The 17,462-nt window shown below is 45.3% G+C and carries 11 protein-coding genes; 6 read left to right on the top strand and 5 right to left on the bottom strand.

The window, feature by feature from the left end; translation table 11 throughout:
* Positions 1 to 50: 50 nt before the first annotated feature.
* The 6 genes from D2U88_RS09160 (at position 51) to D2U88_RS09135 (ending at position 9,082) form a co-directional block, all read left to right on the top strand.
* Complete coding sequence (locus D2U88_RS09160) at positions 51 to 1,964, top strand: ABC-F family ATP-binding cassette domain-containing protein (protein ID WP_119640052.1); 1,914 nt, start codon at positions 51 to 53, stop codon at positions 1,962 to 1,964.
* A 137-nt stretch (positions 1,965 to 2,101) separates the two neighbouring features.
* Positions 2,102 to 2,998 (top strand): hypothetical protein, encoded by an 897-nt coding sequence (locus D2U88_RS09155; protein WP_119640051.1) that lies wholly within the window; start codon positions 2,102 to 2,104, stop codon positions 2,996 to 2,998.
* Between the two features lie 146 nt (positions 2,999 to 3,144).
* Complete coding sequence (locus D2U88_RS09150) at positions 3,145 to 4,281, top strand: efflux RND transporter periplasmic adaptor subunit (protein WP_119640050.1); 1,137 nt, start codon at positions 3,145 to 3,147, stop codon at positions 4,279 to 4,281.
* On the top strand, positions 4,278 to 7,571 hold the full coding sequence (locus D2U88_RS09145; protein WP_119640049.1) for an efflux RND transporter permease subunit: 3,294 nt from the start codon (positions 4,278 to 4,280) through the stop codon (positions 7,569 to 7,571). Before D2U88_RS09150 ends, D2U88_RS09145 begins: the two co-directional genes overlap by 4 nt.
* On the top strand, positions 7,571 to 8,896 hold the full coding sequence (locus D2U88_RS09140) for a TolC family protein (RefSeq protein WP_119640048.1): 1,326 nt from the start codon (positions 7,571 to 7,573) through the stop codon (positions 8,894 to 8,896). The genes D2U88_RS09145 and D2U88_RS09140 overlap by 1 nt, the downstream gene beginning before the upstream one ends.
* A gap of 3 nt (positions 8,897 to 8,899) precedes the next feature.
* The gene (locus D2U88_RS09135; protein ID WP_119640047.1) at positions 8,900 to 9,082 is read left to right on the top strand and encodes a CPXCG motif-containing cysteine-rich protein; all 183 of its coding nucleotides are present in this window, start codon (positions 8,900 to 8,902) and stop codon (positions 9,080 to 9,082) included.
* A 1-nt stretch (position 9,083) separates the two neighbouring features.
* Here D2U88_RS09135 and D2U88_RS09130 read toward each other — a convergent pair whose 3' ends face one another.
* The 5 genes from D2U88_RS09130 to D2U88_RS09110 form a co-directional block, all read right to left on the bottom strand.
* Positions 9,084 to 9,929 carry a glycoside hydrolase family 16 protein gene (locus tag D2U88_RS09130; protein ID WP_235855764.1) on the bottom strand — a complete coding sequence of 282 codons (846 nt, stop codon included), beginning with the start codon at positions 9,927 to 9,929 and terminating at the stop codon, positions 9,084 to 9,086.
* Positions 9,930 to 10,012: 83 nt separating this feature from the next.
* Entirely contained in the window at positions 10,013 to 11,263 is a 1,251-nt protein-coding gene (locus tag D2U88_RS09125) for an MFS transporter (protein WP_235855763.1), read from the bottom strand.
* A gap of 134 nt (positions 11,264 to 11,397) precedes the next feature.
* Positions 11,398 to 12,198: a hypothetical protein gene (locus tag D2U88_RS09120; RefSeq protein WP_119640044.1), complete on the bottom strand. Its 801-nt coding sequence runs from the start codon at positions 12,196 to 12,198 to the stop codon at positions 11,398 to 11,400.
* A gap of 21 nt (positions 12,199 to 12,219) precedes the next feature.
* Positions 12,220 to 13,935, bottom strand: a complete 1,716-nt coding sequence (locus tag D2U88_RS09115; RefSeq protein ID WP_119640043.1) for a SusD/RagB family nutrient-binding outer membrane lipoprotein — start codon at positions 13,933 to 13,935, stop codon at positions 12,220 to 12,222.
* A gap of 30 nt (positions 13,936 to 13,965) precedes the next feature.
* Positions 13,966 to 17,208, bottom strand: a complete 3,243-nt coding sequence (locus D2U88_RS09110; protein ID WP_119640042.1) for a SusC/RagA family TonB-linked outer membrane protein — start codon at positions 17,206 to 17,208, stop codon at positions 13,966 to 13,968.
* Positions 17,209 to 17,462 lie beyond the last annotated feature (254 nt).

Genomic DNA, 17,462 nt, shown 5'->3' with positions numbered 1-17,462 from the left:
GCAAAAGTAAAGATACTGCAAGTTTTGTTATGTAATTCAGGTCACATAAAATGCTAAATGTTCACAACCTTTCCGTAGCCTTTGGGGGCGAATACCTTTTTGAAGAAATCTCATTCCGTTTGAATGGGGGAGATAGGGTGGGTCTGATAGGGAAAAACGGGGCCGGTAAATCCACCATGCTTAAATTGCTTTCCAAGGAAATGCGTCCGGATGAAGGTACCATTGCCATGGAAAAGGACATCAAGATCGGTTTCTTGAAGCAGGATATCGACTTTGAAGAAGGAAGAACGGTTCTGGAAGAATCGTACCAAGCTTTTGCCGAGATCAAGTCACTGGAACTGAAATTGGACGAAATCAACACCGCTTTAGCAGAACGTACCGATTATGAAAGTGAAGGTTATCACCAATTGATGGTAGACCTGAACGACGTGACCCACCGTTATGAGATTTTGGGCGGCTACAACTATCAAGGGGATACCGAAAAGGTGTTGTTGGGGCTTGGTTTTAAAAGGGAGGATTTTGAAAAACTTACCGATACCTTTTCAGGTGGATGGCGAATGCGTATTGAATTGGCCAAACTCCTTTTACAAAGCAATGATGTGTTGTTGTTGGATGAGCCTACCAACCACTTAGATATTGAATCCATCATTTGGTTGGAGCAGTTTTTGAACAATTACTCAGGGGCCGTGGTCATCGTTTCGCACGATAGAATGTTCCTGGACAATGTGACCAACCGCACCATAGAGATCTCATTGGGCAGGATTTATGACTACAACAAGCCTTATACCAAGTTTTTGGAACAGCGGAAAGAGATCAAGGAGCAACAGTTGAGTGCCCAAAAAAACCAAGAAAAACAGATCCAGCAGACCGAACGCTTGATTGAAAAGTTCAGGGCCAAGTCCAGTAAGGCTTCCATGGCCCAGTCGCTCATTAAAAAGTTGGACAAGTTGGAGCGCATTGAGGTGGATGAAGAGGACAGCAGTGTCATGACCGTTCGTTTTCCAGTGTCCGTAACCCCAGGAAAAGTAGTTGCCGAGGTGGAAAACCTTTCCAAACATTACGGTTCCAAAAAAGTGTTGGAAGGGGTAGACCTGTTGGTGGAGCGTGGGAGCAAGACCGCTTTTGTTGGGCAGAACGGACAGGGCAAGACTACTTTGGCCAAAATCATGGTTGGGGAACTGGACTATCATGGCAATGTAAAGACAGGGCACAATGTGCAATTGGGGTATTTTGCCCAAAATCAAGCGGAATATTTGGATGGCAACAAGACCATTCTTGATACCATGATCGATGCTGCCAATGAAAGCAATAGGAGCAAGGTCAGGGATATTTTGGGATCTTTTTTGTTCCGTGGCGATGATGTGGAAAAGTATGTTAAGGTCCTCTCCGGAGGGGAACGCAACCGATTGGCGTTGGCCAAAATGTTGTTGCAGCCGTTCAATGTGCTGGTCATGGACGAACCTACCAACCACTTGGACATCAAATCCAAAAATGTGTTGAAACAGGCCCTTCAAAACTTTGAAGGAACGTTAATTTTGGTATCCCACGACAGGGATTTTCTCCAAGGACTGACCGATCGGGTATACGAGTTCAAGGATGGCAACATCAAGGAATATCTGGGTGATATTGACTTTTATCTGGAACAACGAAAGGTAGATGACTTCAGAAAAATTGAAAAGGGGGAGAAGAAGGTAGAGGAAAAACTTCAACCGGAAACCAAAGAGAACGATTACCATACCCAAAAGAAATTGAAGTCGCTAAAGAACAGATTGAGCGGTGTGGAAAAAAGGATTTCCCAGTTGGAAAAGGAAATTGCCGATATTGACCATGAACTGCTCATGGACTACGACACTACCATCGCCAAGCCTGGTTTTTTTGACAGATATCAGGGTAAAAAGAAAGAATTGGAGGCCCATATGGAAGATTGGGAAAACATCTCCAACGAGCTGGAAGCCATAGGATAATCAGCACTTTATGTATCTGACCACAGAATTGGACGGCTTCACAACAAAATCCTGTCAGTTCGCCGATTTAATTTGTAAGTTTTTTCATATTCTTATTACTTTGTAAGTAAATTCCTTGCATATAAATAAGTATTTGGATGAAAAGATTGGCTATTTTCTTCTTTTTATTGACAGTCTCGGTTGGATTGTCACTAGCAAACGGACAAGTTTCCCAAAGGGAGAAGGATGCACTGATAGACCTTTATAATAGTACCAAAGGAGAGCAGTGGAAGGTGACTTGGAACCTTGATGCCTCTGTGGAAACATGGAAAGGTATTGAGGTCAAGGAAGGACATGTTGTAGGAATAACCCTTTTCATGAACAATTTGGATGGAGTTTTGCCAGAAAGTATTGGTAAGTTAAAGTACCTGACTCGTTTAAATTTGGCCTTCAACAATATCACCGGTGTACTTCCCAAGGATATCGTGAAGCTTGAAAGCTTGAAAGAGTTCCGTTTGGAAATGAACAGGATCAAAGGGGCGATACCCCAAGAAATAGGACAGCTTAAGAATTTGGAAGTTTTTTCCATGTTCAACAATTTTTTGACCGGACCTATTCCTGAAACCTTTGGCAACATCCAAAACTTGAAGGAACTCAATTTGTCCAGCAATAACTTGAAGGGAATCATCCCAAAATCGATCGGGAACCTTTCCAAGTTGCAAGCCCTTGGTTTGTTTGAGAACAGCCTGGAAGGCGAGATTCCAGCAGAAATAGGGAATTTGGGCCAATTGAAGGAACTGGTATTGGCCAATAACCAACTGGGTGGTGAGATTCCCGTGGAATTTTCACAATTGGCAAGCTTGCAGATTTTGCAACTTCAGAACAATAGGTTCAATTCTTACACAGGCCTGAAAGCCATGGACACCAAGCAGTTTTTGGTGTTCGATACAGATGATAAATCGCTTAATCCTAGGTTTAACAGTATTGAGTTTGATCGTTCAAGAATGGCGGATACCAAATTCGAGGACGATGAAAACAATGAAAATAATGAGTAGTTAGTTATTACTTTAGTTTGTTTGGTTTGGGGATACAGGGATGTATCCCCTTTTTTGTTTGTATGTTTAAGGAAACATTTTAAGATTTCTTTAACCATTGTAAAAAATGTAGCGAATAGTTTTGCAGCGACTAATTCAACTGACTCATGCGAAAGCTCATCATCTCCGCCGTTGCAGGCGGCATCATCATTTTGGCTTCCTTGTATTTTGCTGGCTTGATTGCCGGCAGTAAGGACAATAGAAGGCCACAGTCCCCAAAAGTGGTCAAGACCGTTTTTGTGGATACCGTTAAAAATAGAACGGTTCCCCTTGTAGTGCCCGCAAACGGAAACTTGAAAGCCAAAAAGCGAGTAGAGCTCTACTCCGAGGTGCAGGGCGTGTTCCGTCCTGGGAGTAAGCTTTTCAGGACTGGGCAGGAGTATACTGCTGGACAAACGCTTATTCGCATTGATGCCGATGAATATTATGCTTCCGTACAATCGGCAAAGAGCAGTCTATACAATTTGCTTACCTCCATTATGCCCGACCTTAGGTTGGACTATCCCGAAATTTATCCAAAGTGGCAGGACTATCTGAATAGTTTCGACATTGAAAAAACCACTCCCCCCTTGCCCGAAATGAGTTCGGAAAAGGAAAAATTCTTTATAACAGGAAGGTTGATTGTCTCCAACTACTACAATGTAAAGAATTTGGAACAACGTCTTTCAAAATATACCATTGCGGCTCCTTTCAATGGGGTGCTTACCGAAGCCTTGGTCACTGAAGGTACCTTGATCAGGTCCGGGCAAAAGCTTGGGGAATTCATCAATATAGGCGAATATGAACTTGAAGTTTCCGTAAGTAAAACCTATGGGGATTTCTTAAAAGTGGGCAAGGAAGTAGAACTCTACAATTTGGATAGGACCAATAAATATGCGGGTAAGGTTACACGTGTAAATGGAAGGGTAGACCAAGGTTCCCAGACCATAACCGTATCCATAGAAGTGGATGGCGACGACCTGAAAGAAGGCCAATATCTTGAAGCAAGCCTTGAGGCGAGGGAAGAAGCCAATGCCATTGAGATCAACCGTTCCCTATTACTGGATAATGACCAGATCTTTGTGGTGAAGGATTCCATTTTGGATTTGATGTACGTGGACCCCATTTACTTTACGGATAAGACGGTAGTGCTCAAAAATGTCCCTGATGGGGAAGTTATAGTTTCCAAGCCATTGTCCGGTGCCTATGCGGGTATGTTGGTGAAAGTGTATGATGAAAGCAAATCCCCAAAAGCCCAACCATGAGAAAGGTTATCTCGTATTTTATAAAATACCACATGGCGGTCAATATATTTATATTGGCATTCGTCGTGTTCGGGATTGTGGGGATGTTGTCCTTAAAATCCTCCTTTTTCCCGCTTTCGGAATCCAAGAATATCTTAATCACCATTACCTATCCAGGAGCATCTCCGCAAGAGATTGAGGAAGGTATTGTCCTAAAGATAGAGGACAACCTAAAAGGGTTGGAAGGCGTGGAACGGGTAACGTCCACCTCTAGGGAAAACAGCGGGTCCATCAACGTGGAGATAGAGAAAGGCAGGGAAGTGGATTTCATGCTTTTGGAAGTGAAAAATGCAGTGGATCGTGTGCCCACTTTTCCCACTGGAATGGAACCCTTGATCGTGGCCAAACAGGAAGCCGTTCGGCCTACCATAAGTTTTGCCATAAGTGGGAAGGATATTCCCTTGGCAACCTTAAAGCAGATTGGTCGTCAAATTGAAAATGACCTGAGGGCCATTGACGGAATCTCCCAAATTCAGATTGATGGGTACCCGGATGAGGAAATCGAGATTGCCGTAGATGAGAATAGGCTTTTGGCGTTCGACCTTTCCTTCAGTGAAGTGGCTCAGGCCGTAGCCAACCATAACATATTGGTTACGGGCGGTAATATCAAGACGGATACGGAAGAGTACCTTATCCGTGCCAATAACCGTTCGTATTACGGGGATGAACTTTCCAATATTGTGGTCCGTGGAGATAGTGATGGCCGCACGGTTCGTTTGAAGGATGTGGCCACCATCCGTGACCGTTTCTCTGAAACACCCAATGCGTCATACTTCAACGGGGAACTGGCGGTGAACATCACCATTACCAGTACCAATACGGAAGATTTGTTGGGCTCTTCGGACAATGTGAAAGAATACATCAAGGATTTCAACGAAAAATACACCAATGTACAGTTGCAGGTAATCGACGATAGGTCGGTAACACTGAACCAACGTACAGAATTGTTGAGGGATAATGCCATTATGGGGATGCTTTTGGTTTTGGCATTCCTGTCCCTTTTTCTCAACACCCGCTTGGCCTTTTGGGTAGCTTTTGGACTTCCCATCGCCTTTTTGGGTATGTTCATCTTTGCACCCATGTTCAATGTAACCATCAATGTGTTATCGTTGTTCGGGATGATCATTGTGATCGGTATTTTGGTGGATGACGGGATTGTGATCGCGGAAAATATCTATCAGCATTACGAAGATGGTAAACCTCCGGTTCGGGCAGCTATTGATGGGACTATGGAGGTGATACCCCCTATTCTATCGGCCATCATTACCACCGTTTTGGCATTTTCCATCTTTTTGTTCTTGGACAGCCGTATTGGGGAATTTTTTGGGGAAGTCTCGGTTATCGTAATCTTGACCCTAATTGTCTCCTTGGTCGAGGCACTGCTTATACTGCCTGCACACTTGGCCCACTCCAAGGCGCTTCATAAACAGGACAGTTCCCCAAAAACAGGGATTGCCCAAGTTTTTGCCAAGTTACGGGTCATCAATAAAATTGGGGATAACATCATGTCCTTTATGCGGGATAGATGGTATGGTCCGGCCCTAAGGTTTACCCTTCAATATAAAATATTGACGTTTGCCCTTTTCTTTATGGCCTTGGTACTCACCTTTGGGTCTATTGGAGGGGGAGTGGTACGAACCGCATTCTTTCCCATGGTGGCCAGCGACCAGATTTCCATTCAGCTCCGTATGCCCAATGGAACAAATGAAAAGGTGACCGATTCCATTATCAGTTTGATCCAGGAAAAGGCACATATTGTGAACGAGGAACTCACCGAAAAATATTTAAAGGGCATGGACAAAATGCTCTTTGTGAACATGATCAAAAATTTGGGACCAGGTTCCTCTGCGGCAAGATTGGAAATCAATCTTTTGCCGGGAGAGGAAAGGCCTGACAATATTCGCGCCGATATGGTTACCAGTAGGCTCCGGGAGCTTGTGGGGCCAGTGATCGGTGTGGAAAGTTTGATATACGGTTCTGGAGGAAATTTTGGAGGTAGCCCGGTTTCGGTATCTCTGTTAGGGAACAATATTGCGGAATTGAAGGCGGCCAAGGACGAATTGAAACAGGCCATGCTCAACAATGCCAACTTGAAGGACGTTACGGATAACGACCCAGCAGGTATCAAGGAAATACGGTTGCAACTCAAGGAAAATGCCTATTTATTGGGATTGGATTTAAGAACCGTCATGAACCAGGTGAGATCTGGTTTTTTTGGGACACAGGCGCAACGTTTCCAAAGGGGACAGGATGAGATTAGGGTTTGGGTGCGTTATGACCGTGAGAATCGATCTTCCATCACGGATTTGGATGAAATGCGCATCGTGGCACCTAACGGCGACCGGATACCGCTTACCGAAATCGCCACCTATACCATTGAACGTGGGGATGTGGCCATCAACCACTTGGATGGCCGAAGGGAAATCCAAGTTTCCTCAGACCTGACCGACCCTGAGACTACTAGTGGTACCGATGCCATGGCATGGATCAGGAGCGAGGTGATGCCTGAGATAGTGTCCAAATATCCTTCCATTTCCCCATCCTATGAAGGACAGAATAGGGAGGCCAATAAACTTTTTGGTTCCCTGGGGTTTGTGGGACCGGTGATTTTGTTTCTCATCTTTATTACCATTGCCTTTACCTTTAGGAGCATTAGCCAACCATTATTGTTGATTCTTTTGGTGCCCTTCAGTTTAACGGCAGTGGCCTGGGGACACTGGATCCATGGTTTTCCCATCAACATCCTTTCCATGTTGGGAATCATTGCCCTTATCGGGATCATGGTGAACGATGGATTGGTATTGATTGGTAAGTTCAACATCAACCTAAGAAATGGTTTAAAGTTTGACGAAGCATTATACGAAGCCGGACGCTCCCGTTTTAGGGCCATATTTCTAACCTCTGCCACCACCATTGCAGGTTTGGCACCGTTACTTTTGGAAAAAAGTAGACAGGCACAGTTCCTAAAGCCTATGGCCATATCCATTGCTTACGGAATTGCGTTTGCCACGATTCTCACGTTGTTGATGCTTCCCTTGTTTCTTTCCTTTGGAAACAGCGTAAAAGTCTTGGCAAAAAGACTGTGGACAGGGGAGAAAGTGACACCAGAGGAGGTGGAGCGGGCCATAAGGGAACGGGATGAAGAGATTTTGTTGGAAAAGGAAAGCCTCCCCAGTAGCAATGGCCTGAGCCAAAATGGAATGAACACTGAAGAACACGGAACCTCAATAGAAGAAGAGACCACACGATAATGAAAAAGATGCGTCAATATACATTACTGTTATTTTTGATTTTTGGTCTTTATGTGCATGCGCAAGATCAGGTACTTTCCAAGGAAGAAGCCATCGATATGGTCTTGGAGAACAACTTGAGCATACAGGTGGCCAAGAACGCCAAACTAATTGGCGATAATAATGCCAATATCCTGAATTCGGGCTATCTACCAACAGTGACTGCCAATGCAGGTGGAAGCATTGATAAGCAAAACTCCGAAGGGGTATTGGCCAATGGCGACACCAGGACCGCAGAAGGAGCGGAGACCCGTCGGTACAATGCCTCGGTAAACGTGAACTATGTCTTATTCGATGGATTGGGTCGGCATTACAATTACAAAAGTTTTCAGGAGCGATCCCAACAAACGGAACTTCAGGTTCGCCAGACCATAGAAAATACCATTCTTCAATTGTTCACAGTGTATTATGAAGTGGCCCGTTTGACCGAAAACACCCATACCTTGGAACAGGCCATGGAAATTTCAAAGGATCGGCTAAAAAGGGCCCAATATCAATTTGAATATGGACAGAATACCGGGCTGGACGTACTGAACGCCGAAGTGGATATCAATACGGACAGTATCAATTTATTGAATTCCAGACAGCTACTTCGTAACACTATGCGCGACTTGAATTTGATTTTGAACAGGGACCTTACGGAACTTTTTGTGGCCGATACCACCGTTAATTTTATTCCTGGCCTCCAAATGGAAAGCATGTACAACGAGGCTAAAATGAACAACGTCAGACTTCAGATTGTGGAAAAGGATATCAACATTAGCGATTACAGCATTAAGGTGGCCAGAAGCGGGTTTTTGCCCACCATAGGTCTTACCGGTACCTATGGTTGGAACGAGTCCAACAACAATAGTCCTTTGGCCTTTACCTTGCAGAATACCTCCACAGGGGTTACCGGGTCCATCAATTTGTCCTGGAACCTTTTTGATGGTGGAAGTACCATAACGGGTATCAAGAATGCCAAGATCAACTTTGCGAACCAAGAGCTTGCGAAGAAGCAGATAGCGTTGGAGGTGGAACGCGATATCCGCAATGCATGGGACAGTTATTCCAATGCTTTGTATGTGTTGGAGGTACAGGAAAAGAACCTTCAGACCAACCAGAACAATTTTAACCGTACTGATGAGCGCTACAAATTGGGTCGGGTGACTTCCATTGAGTTTAGGCAGGCCCAATTGAACTTGTTGAATGCCGAACTTGCCAAGAGTCAGGCCAAGTACAATGCAAAACTGGCCGAACTGGTTATGTTGCAGGTAAGCGGTCAACTGCTCAATGTAGAATTTTAGGCCATGTACGAGCATTTTTTCCAATGTCCGTATTGTTGGGAAGAAATTTCGTTTCTTTTGGACTTTTCCGTGTCGAGACAGACCTATGTGGAAGATTGTGAAGTATGCTGCAATCCCATTGAAGTGACGGCAAGGTTTGAAAACCAAGAGCTAGTGGGATTTGAAGCCAAGGAGTTGGGTCAATAATTTATTGATAAATCCTTACGTAATCGATTTCAAAGCTAGCCTCCGTTAAGGAATTCGACACCTCTCCACCCAAATTACCGCCTATAGCAAGGTTTAGGATCAAATAATGACCATGGTTGAAGGGTTTGTCATCATCATTGAGCAATTCATATACCAAATTGCCATCCACAAAGGTCTTGATGCTTTTTTCCGTCCATTCCATGGAAAAAATATGGAACCCATCCTCAGATTCGGGAAAGGATAACGTACCCCCTTCATTTTTATATTCCTTGGTGTTAAGGTCTCCCCAATGAAAATGGGAAATAGTGGTGTTCTTGTCCCATCCGGTCTGCTCCAGAATATCGATTTCCCCACAAAGTGGCCAACCTACTTTGCCGAATAGGTCGCCAAAATAATTTCCCGTTTCGTTCACGTTGGCGCCCAACGTCCAGATGGCCGGCCAAGTACCGTCCTCAGTTGGGAGTTTGGCTCGCACCTCTACTTTACCATAGGTAAACTCAAATTTGGCGTTCAACCGGGCAGAGGTATAGGATTTGGTGGAACCATCAATGGTGTAAGGTTCTTTGTAAGCCCTGATAAAGAGGGAGCCATCCATGACCTCTGAATTTTTGATCCTGTCCGTGTAATGTTGCAACTCATCGTTGTACCAGCCACCATTTTCGGGCGGGATCACTTGATGGTGCCATTTATGGGTATCGGGACTCCCTGAATAATCAAATTCATCTGAAAAGACCACGGTGGTATATATGGAATCTGATTTTTTAATAACGTTTTTTTTGCCTTCCTCGGAGGATAGGGACAAAACTCCCAAAAGAAGGAACGTTGGCCAAAGTAATGTTGCTTTCAAACCGATAAGTATTGGATAAAGGTTGCCTATTCCTAAAGATACTATTTATGGTGAAATCGGAATAGGTTCATGAAATGATGTAACTAAGCACAAAGAGATTCCTCGCTTTTTTTCTTGGATGCATCATTCTTTTGGGTGTACAAAATCGCGATTCCGATACCGGCCCCAATGCAGGCCAGAATGGCTCCGACCACACTCGCATAGGTAACTGGAAGGCCAAAAACCATGGGGAGCCCACCAAAATAGGCACCAGAAGCGTTGCCCATGTTAAAGGCACTTTGGTTCATGGAAGACCCCAATTTTTCGGCACCCTTGGCAGCTTTTATAATGGCTATCTGAATGGGTGCGGTCACGGAGAACGTAATCATGCCAACAATAAAACTGATGACAAACACGGCAATGGTATTACTGGCAAGAAGGGAATTGATCAACAGGATGGTGGTCATGCTAAAAAGACTGATGACAACCGATTTTACAGGAGGAAATATTTCTACCATCCTAGCACCCATAAAATTGCCCACGAACATACCCATGCCTGCCACGATCATCACATAACCTACAGTGGTCTCCGGCAAGTTGGCAATGTTGATGACCAAAGGTGCAATATAGCTGTACCAAGCAAAAAAGCCCCCAGACCCGATGGTTGTCAATGCAATCAGGGCCCATAGCTTCTTACTTTTAATTCCTTCTGAAGTGTTACTGGTACTAGAAGAATCGGGTTCCTCCAAGGATTGCTTCGGCATCCAAAAGTAAAGACTGGCAAGAGTAGCCACTCCTGCTATACCGACCAGCATAAAGGAAAAACTCCAATGCCATTCCTGACCGATATACGTGCCAAGAGGAACCCCAAGAATGTTGGCCACGGTAAGACCGGAAAACATGATGGCCATAGCTTGGGCCGCCTTACCTGGTTTGGCTAAATATCCCGATACCACTGCCCCGATACCAAAAAAGGCACCGTGGGGCATTCCCGATAAAAACCGAAAAAGCATCATCACCCAATAACTGCCCGAAAAAGAGGATAGAGTGTTGAATACCGTAAACCAAACCATGAGGAACAACAGTGTTTTCTTTGGAGAAAGCTTGCTCGTAATCCTGGCCATGAAAGGACCGCCGATAACCACCCCCAGAGCATAAATGGCAATAAAATGCCCCGCTTTGGAAATGGAAATACCCATGGAATCGGCAATATTGGGTAGAATTCCCATAATCACAAATTCCGTGAGACCTATGCCAAAACCTCCTATGGCGAGGGACAATAATGCCTTTTTATTGGTTTGATTCGAGTGGTTGTCCAAATAGTTGTTCTTTAGGTTGTGGTTGCGAGACGGCAAAGGTACGAGGTAACACCCAATCTCCTTGCAAGCATATTTACATTATTCTATATGGATTTACCAAATCTGTTACAAAAAATCAAAAGCCCCGTTCCATTGGAACGGGGCTTTGTTAGGTTGAGTTACACAAAGTATCAGTTGATGCACGGGTTTGGATTGGGACCAAAAGGTCCCCGAACATCGCCATCTGGTGTTTGGATGGTATATACGTGTTCCTCTTCAAAGGCGCCGCTGGTATAGGATATCACCAATTGGCTGGTTCCTGCCGGTACATCCACATTAAACGTAGCAGCATCGCCAGCGGTGAAGGTATAGTTGGTGGTCACCCCATCAATCTCGAAGGTGACAAAGGCACCATCCCACCCATCGCCATAAAGGTCCTGCATCTCAATGACCCATGTGCCTGCAATGGTTGCATCGGATATAGGCGAACACTTGACCAAAACGATAAAGTTGAAAGCCTGTAACTGTTCTGGTTGCCCTGTTACGTTCGCACTATAATTGTCTACAGTGGTCACAGTGCCATCGGTACCGGTTGATTTACCCAAGAAGCGGATAAAGTCCCCACCTGAAATATCATCTACCGTAATACCCAAGGCACTGGCAATATCCGTGTAGGGGATGGAAATGTCACTTGGAAATTGGGTAACGGTGGTCAGGACAACGGTATCGGTGGCCACCCCACCCGATTCAATACTTACACTAAGTTCCCAAGAAGCCACATTGTCACTGGGATCATCCACGGTGCCCGAAAAGGTTGAGGAAGCCAAGTCGCCCTTGGCCACTATGGTCTGATCCAGCTTGATGCGAACATAGGGGGCCTTGGAGTCGTCCAATTCGAATACGTTGAGCGGGTTCTTGTCCTTATCCTCACAGGCTGCGATAGCAAGTACCAGGAGTAGAAGACCGAAAATATATTTAAAAGTACTTTTCATATTTGTCATTTTTAAATTTTATCAATGAACGAAACCTTCAGGATTGGTGTCCCAGAACACAGGGGTGTCCGGTGCACCCTTTTGGGTAATATTGGTATTGCTGTCCGCAGCGGTCTGTGAATACCACATCGACCTTAGGAAAGTACCCGGGTCCTGTAGGGCAAAAGCAGGGGTCAGATTATCTGGCTGCCCTGTTCTTCTGTAGGTGTTATAGGCTTCGATTCCGTTGCACCACAAGGCGATGAAATACTGCTCAACAATGATGCGTAGTTTGTCAGTATCGTTCCCTGCATCATAATTGGCTAGGATTTCGGCCACATGGTTGTCAATGGCAGTGGTGGAGGGTTCAAATCCTGTACCGCTGGCAAGTGGAGCCCCAAAATTAACCACGGTGTTGATAGATTGCCTGATACCGGTTTCCAAATAGTCACGTGCATTCCCGGTGGTGTTCAACGTCAACGCCGCTTCGGCCAACATAAAATACGTATAGGAAGACATCAATATTGGGGAGATTCCCGCTCCGGCCAATCCTTCATTCACAGCCCCGGATCCAGAGACATTCCTAAAGGAATCGTCATCGAAAGGACCGCCGATCGGATAGGTTCCGTGTAAGGTCCTAAAGGCATCATCCGGGGGAATACCATCATTATCCAAGTGGTTTCTTCCCCAATAACCGCCCAATCCATTGGTGGCAGGTACAATACAGTAGGGTTCGCTGGGATCCCACCAAGATGGCAAGGAAACCTCGGTGACGCATTCCTTGGTAATTACATCTGCACCCGAAAAATCACTTTGCTGGCGATAGAAATAGTACCGTATTCTTGGATCGGGCTCATTGTATTGGTTGGCCATCAGGTTCATGTAATAGTTACAGGTATAGAAGTCTGAGCTTGGACCCGCACCATCATAATTGGCATCAAAATAGGGGTGTCTGCTATCCGGAGAGGCATTGTTAGTTCCCCATTGGAAAAAGAAATCATCCGAGGAATCCAAGATCAATTGGTTGCCACTGATCAACTCGTTGATGCGAGCGGTGGAAACTCCAGCCCCAAATCCATCAGCATTGGCAATACGCGTCTGCAAGTACAATTTTAGGCGCATGGTATTGGCCACCTTGATCCATTGGCCTTCATCACCATCATAAAAAAGATCATTTAGTGGAAGTGCTGTTTCATCCTTGTTGAGATTGGCAATAGCATCGATCAAGAGTTGATCTACGGCGGCATAAATGGATGCTCCAGTATCCAATTTTGGATTCAGGATGCCTTCTCCGCCCTTTGCGGCTTCGGAATAGGGCACATCGCCAAAGAAATCGACCATGGACATCATAATGTATGCTTCCAAGATCTGTCCTATTGCTATATGGGTATATTGTCCAGCTTCTTCTGCCAATGGGTTCATGGTACGGATGTCAATCAAGGCCCTGGCATAAACATTGTCCCAAACCCTGTCAAAGTTTGAGGGGTCATAGTTTTCCCGATAAGTAGGACCAAACCCATGTTGCATACGAACAGGTTCCATGCCGAATTGGCTCAGACCGTTTTCGGCGCGCCCCTCTTCCCCAGAATGTATCTGGGCCGTCATAAGTTGTATCTGATTCAAAAAGAAGTCTACGCTCGCTTGTGATGGGTTGAGAGCATTGGGGCTCTCAACAACATCCAACGCGGTGGTCTCACAGCCTACCAAAACAGTCAGGGCGGCAAACAAGAGACAAATTATCTTTGATATTTTTTTCATAATATGTTTTTTAAAACGTGTTAGCAGTTTTTAAAATGATGCCCTTACGGTAAGTCCATATCTTCGGGTAGATGGTCCGGTGAAGAAATCAATTCCTTGCCCGTTACCGACACCGGTACTGGATGAGTTGGTATCGTACCGAACATCATCGGGGAAATTCACCGCTTTATACCATAGGTTGGAACCGGATAGTGTAAACGACATGCTTCCGAATGGCGTTTTTTCCAATAATTTCTTCGGAAGGGAATAACCCAATGAAGCTTCTTGTAGCCTAATAGTGGTACCATCGTAAATGTTCACTTCATTGATACCTCCTGCGAAGAATGTGTTGAAACCAAATTCCGTAGAACTAATGGCTACATTGTTGGGACTGCCATTGGCAAAAACACCCGGAAGGATATAGTTGGATTCCCGATCAATGGGTTTGTCGGGATCTACAACCCCACGCCCTATCAAACCTGCCGTAGTCACGGAATAGATATCCCCACCGTGCCTATATTGGAGATTTGCCGACAATGAGAAACCTTTGTAAGTAAAGGTAGGGATCAACCCCGTGGTCCAGTCTGGATTGGGGTCTCCGATTTCGGTGATGTTGTTGTCCACCAAGTATTGCCCATTGTTCCCAACGACCTTGTTACCATTGTCGTCCCTTAGAATGGTGGAGCCCAAGAATACACCAAAAGGCCTTCCTTCCACGGCGTAGTTGGCGGCTTCGCCAGAAACCGCAAAAGTCAATAGGATGTTATTGGTTCCTTCGGCAAGGTCGGTTACAATGGTCTCATTGGCTGTGAAGTTTCCAGCCAGATTGAATCCAAAACCAGATTCGCTTTCCCTGAATATATTAAGGTCATAATCCACTTCAACACCCTTTGTCTCCACTTCCCCTATGTTTACAAAAGTGGAGCGGAAACCCGTGGAACTGTCCAGGGTACGGTTGGTAATTAAATCCGTGGTTGACTTTTTGAACAAGCTCACATTTAAATTCAACCTGTTGAACAACTTCGTGTCCAAACCAATTTCCAGTTCCTGTACTTTTTCTGGGGACAGGTCCCTATTTCCGAGTACGTCGGAAACGGAGTTGCCCGAAACCACATTGCCATTGGCATCCACAAAGGTCCTAGCTCCCAAGGTCAATACATCCCTTGTATTGAAGGGGGTTGGGAAGCCTGCAGACGAACCATATCCCAATCGGACCTTGGCATAGTTGAGTACATTTCCTTGTATGGATGGGAATGCAGTCGTGGGAATGAAGGAAAGACTTGCTCCGGGATAGAAAAGTGAATTGTTTTCCCTTTCCAGGGTGGATGACCAGTCATTTCTGCCCACCACATTCAAGTAGAGCATATCTTTATAGGACAACGTGGCATCCAAGTAGATACCTACAAGATTCTCCTCAAAATTTTGGTTGAGGTTGGCCCCTGAAAATGAGTTTACCGAAGAAGGGGTGGTGAAGTTATAGTGCTCCAAAACCCCGAACACCAATTGCCCTTGACTTTCTATACCGTCTTGGGCATAGGTGTCCCTTCTGCTATTGGCCCCAAAGGTGGCGGCGAGGTTCAGGTCATCTGAAAGATTCTTTTCCCCGGTTAAGATCAGGTCATGGTTCCAAATGGAGTTTCTCACGGAAGTCGTTCTCAAAATACCCAAGGTAGGACCATCCACACCGCCTCTGTTTTGCCCGTAGGAATTTAATTCTGTATAGGTATCAAGCCCCACCCTATAGGTAAGGTTCATCCAATCGTTGAGCGCATAGCTCATGGACATGTTACCTGTAAAACGATCGGTCTCTTGCGATGTCTTGGAATTGGCAACGGTCCAATAGGGGTTTTGGATGTCGTTTCCAGAACGATAGTACACGCTCCGACCGTCCGCAGCTTGGTAGGGGATGTTGGTAAGGTCAACGCTGATCGGGGTGTAAAGGACATCCCCGAAAATGGCGGAACCGTTAAAGGCTGCCCCACTACCTGTGCTCACGGCGTTTGGAGGAGATTTGTAACCTGTCCTCGCAAAGTTGAAAACCCCGGAAACCGTAAAATTATTGGATAGTCTGGCATTGCCTCCCAAGCTAAAGTTGTTTCGTAACAACCTATTGCCACGGGTAACTCCAATATCCTCCGTTCGGCCGTAATTGGCATTGAAGCTCACTTTTTCAGAACCTCCCCGAACGTTTACCGAGGTGCTGTACACATATCCCGTTCTGAAGAATTCTTCAACCCCGTTATAGGGAACATATGGATATTCATCATCCAATAAATCTTCAAAACCGGCTATTAAGGTAGGATCTGCCATGTAATTGAAGGGGTGTCTTAAAATAGCTTCACCATTAGATCCCGTACCTATATATTGACCGGCACTGGCAATACCATCATCATCGGTTCGATCAAAACGGGGCCCCCAGTTACTGAAGAAATACCCAAAACCTTGGTGGAAACCGCCTCCATAATTTTGCTGGAATTTAGGCAGTACAGCATTCGACATGAAAACTGACTGGGTCACGTTCACCTCGGTCTTGGTCGGAGCATCTCCTGTTGCGGCTCCTTTTGTGGTAATCAAGATTACACCATTGCGGCCCCGGTTACCATAAAGCACGGTCGCACTTAAGCCCTTCAGTACGCTCACGCTCGCGATGTTGTTGGGATCCAGGTCCAAAAAACGGCTCGATTCGGTATTGCCGTCCAAAAAGTTGGTTTGGGTGTTGGTTCCCGAATCAAACGGAATCCCATCAACAATGAACAAAGGTTGATTGGATTGCGTGGCCGATGAATATCCCCTGATAATAATATTGGTTCCCGAACCGGATAGACCGTTATTGGAGGTAATGTTGACCCCCGCAACCTTGCCGTTCAGTACCCTAGCGATATCAGCTTCAGGTCGAGCTTCTACTTTTTCTGATTCGACCGTGGTGACCGCATAGCCCAAAGAGCGTTTCTCCTTCACGATACCCTGTGCGGTGACCACAACTTCTTCAAGTTGGGAAGCATCTTCCTGCATTTGCACATTGATGACGTTTTCGGTACCTACATTCCGCTCCATGGTTTTTTGCCCTAAATAGGAAAAAACGAGTACATCACCCGTAGTTACCCCAATGAGGTAGTTGCCATCAAAATCGGACTGTGTGCCATTGGTTGTGCCCTTAACAATAATGTTTACTCCGGGCAATGGAACACCATCTTGGTCGGTGACCGTTCCGGTGACCGTTTTTTCTTGAGCATAGGCAAAGGCCATGGATAGACATATGGCCAACAACGCTCCAAACAGTTTCTTTACTTTCATACGAATAAAGTTTTGTTAGTAATTGAATTGAGTCAGGCAACTGAGAAAGGTGGGCGGAGTAAGGAAAAATGATAGCTAATTCAAATAATACTTCTGGGAAGAGAACAAAACTTAATGGATTCTGTTTTTTTAGAAGTAAGGCCTCTCACCGCCCTACCTTTACAATTGCATAACAAATCAATCCATTAATGTGTTGGAATAGGTACTTTTAAAACGGCGAGTACCCCAAAAAAAGGGATGCCCATGGGGGAGTA

Source organism: Flagellimonas aequoris (assembly GCF_003584165.1).
Taxonomy (GTDB): domain Bacteria; phylum Bacteroidota; class Bacteroidia; order Flavobacteriales; family Flavobacteriaceae; genus Flagellimonas; species Flagellimonas aequoris.
The sequence above is the reverse complement of the archived record's forward strand: the minus strand, read 5'-3'. Positions and strand labels throughout refer to the sequence as shown.